The sequence below is a fragment of the Pseudomonas sp. PS02303 genome, from assembly GCF_029959925.1.
Classification (GTDB): Bacteria; Pseudomonadota; Gammaproteobacteria; order Pseudomonadales; family Pseudomonadaceae; genus Aquipseudomonas; species Aquipseudomonas mandelii.
Genome location: NZ_JASCOM010000467.1, coordinates 1 through 2292, shown reverse-complemented (window position 1 = coordinate 2292; position 2292 = coordinate 1). Strand labels below are relative to the sequence as shown.

Here is a 2292-nt window from a genome sequence, read left to right as displayed (position 1 = left end):
GGCTCGCTCCTACAGGGGATCTGCGGAGCATGCACTTTTCGCGAGCGCCGCAGATTCAATTGTAGGAGCGAGCCTGCTCGCGATGAGGCCCGAAAAAACACCGCCAACCCCTTCGATCAAACCACCGGAAAATGAATCCGGAACGCCGCCCCGCCCATCGGCGAATCCCCCAGCGTCAGCTTCGCGTTGTAGCTCTCGATAATGTCCTTGACCACCGCCAACCCGATCCCCTGCCCCGGGTGCTGGCGATCCAGCCGCTCGCCCCGTTGCAGAATCCGCGCCCGCTGATCCGGCGGCACGCCCGGCCCGTCATCTTCAACGCACAACTCGACCCCGCTCAGGGTTTCGCGCACGCTGATGCGCACTTCGCTCAGGCACAGGCGATAGGCGTTTTCCAGCAGGTTGCCCATCATCTCCAGCAGCGCGCCCTGTTCGATCGGCACGTAACACGGCTCCGGCAGGTTGAAAGCAACGCGCACGCGCTTGTCGCGGTAGACCTTGTCCAGCGTGTCGCACAGACTTTGCAGCACCGGCTGCAGGCGCACCTGGTGACGTACCAGCCCACTTTTTCGCAGGCTGGCGCGTTGCAGTTGATAGCCGATCTGCTGGCTCATGCGCTCGATCTGGGTTTGCAGCAACCAGGCCTGATCTCGGTTTTCCGGGCGCTGGGCCATGTCTTCGCTGACGCCTTGCAGCACGGTCAGCGGGGTTTTCAGGCTGTGGGCCAGGTCGTCGAGGGAATCTCGGTAGCGGCTGCGCTGCTCGCGTTCGCTGTGCAGCAAGCGGTTGAGGGAGCCGGTCAGGCGCAGCAGCTCACGCGGGTGTTGTTCGCTGAGGCTTTCGCGGGCGCCGCTTTCGATTTCGTCCAGCTCCTGACTGAGCCGACGCAAGGCCTGCAAGCCCCAGGTCAGGCCGATCCACAGCAGCGCCAGCAGCACCAGCAACGCGGCACCGAAACCGAGGTAGAGGTTTTCGCGCAGGCCTTCGAGGGTGACTTCGTACTCGTGCACCGGTTGCAGGGCGACGATGCTGAACGCCGCGCTTTTGCCGCTGAGCAGTTTGACTTCGACGTCGTAGACAAAGAATTCCTGACCATCGGCCTCGCGAATGCGCGCGAATTCGTTGCCGCGTCCGTCGTAACGCGGTTTGTAGTTGATCTTCTCTTCGCCGGTGGCCTTCGAGCGCCAGACCAAATGACCTTCGCGGTCATAGATGTAACCGAGCAAGCGGCTGTCAGTCAGGTTGAAGCGCTCATCGGGCAACTGCGCCGGCATCTGCAGGGCGTTGTTTTCCACCCGCGCGGCGGAAATCAACGTGTTTACGTCCGACGCCAGGCGTTGCTCGATGGAATCCTGCAACGCCAGGCTGAACGCGCCCTGCATCGCTGGCAGCAACGCCAGCATGAACAGCACCGCCAGGGTGGCGGCGGCCAGCATCAAGCGGACACGAAGGGAGCGAATCAAGTGCAGCGCTCATTGAACAGGTAGCCGAGGCCACGCACAGTGTCGATCGGTTTGAAACCGGCCGGGCCTTCGAGTTTGCGGCGCAGACGGCCGACCAGCACTTCGATGACGTTCGGATCGCGCTCGTCGTCGTCCGGGTACAGCTGCTCCATCAAGCGGTCCTTGGCCACCACTTGCTGGTGATGCCGCATCAGGTACTCGAGGATTCGATACTCGTAGGCGGTCAGCGCCAGCGGTTGTTCATCGAGGGACGCTTGTTTGCGATTGAGGTCGAGCAGCAGCGGCCCGGCGACGATGGTCGACTGGGTGAAACCGCTGGAGCGGCGCAGCAAGGCATTCAGGCGCGCATCGAGCTCTTCGAACTGGAACGGCTTGACCACGTAATCGTCGGCACCGGCAGCGAGGCCTTCGACCTTGTCTTGCCAGTTGCCACGCGCCGTGAGGATCAGGATCGGGAAGGCCTTGCCACGCGAGCGCAGATGACGGATCAGGTCGAGCCCGCTCATGCCCGGCAGGCCGAGGTCGATCACCGCCAGGTCGTGGTTGAACTGCTCGGTCTGGTACAACGCCTCCTCCGCGTTGGCCACGGACTCGACCACGTGGCCGCTGTCCGTCAGGCGGGTTTGCAGGTGATGGCGCAACAGCGCTTCATCTTCGACGACCAGCAGTTTCATAACGCTCTCCTAGGCAAATCGTTATCTCCAGCAGCACAGTTCTCAGTCACACCGCAGAACCCTGTAGGAGCGAGCCTGCTCGCGATGGCGCCAGCACATTCGACATTGATGTCGACTGACACGCCCCTATCGCGAGCAGGCTCACCCCTACACGG

General features: G+C 62.7%; 2 protein-coding genes. Both read right to left on the bottom strand.

Features of this window, described 5'->3' with window-relative positions; translation table 11 throughout:
• Positions 1–116: 116 nt before the first annotated feature.
• The gene (locus QMX98_RS34130) at positions 117–1463 is read right to left on the bottom strand and encodes an ATP-binding protein (RefSeq protein ID WP_010457134.1); all 1347 of its coding nucleotides are present in this window, start codon (positions 1461–1463) and stop codon (positions 117–119) included.
• Entirely contained in the window at positions 1460–2137 is a 678-nt protein-coding gene (locus tag QMX98_RS34125; protein WP_077749196.1) for a response regulator, read from the bottom strand. Before QMX98_RS34125 ends, QMX98_RS34130 begins: the two co-directional genes overlap by 4 nt.
• Between the last annotated feature and the right edge of the window lie 155 nt (positions 2138–2292).

Bases quoted from the DNA above. Each gene is read 5' to 3' on its own strand.
- QMX98_RS34125 (WP_077749196.1), bottom strand. From the start codon at position 2,137: ATGAAACTGCTGGTCGTCGAAGATGAAGCGCTGTTGCGCCATCACCTG.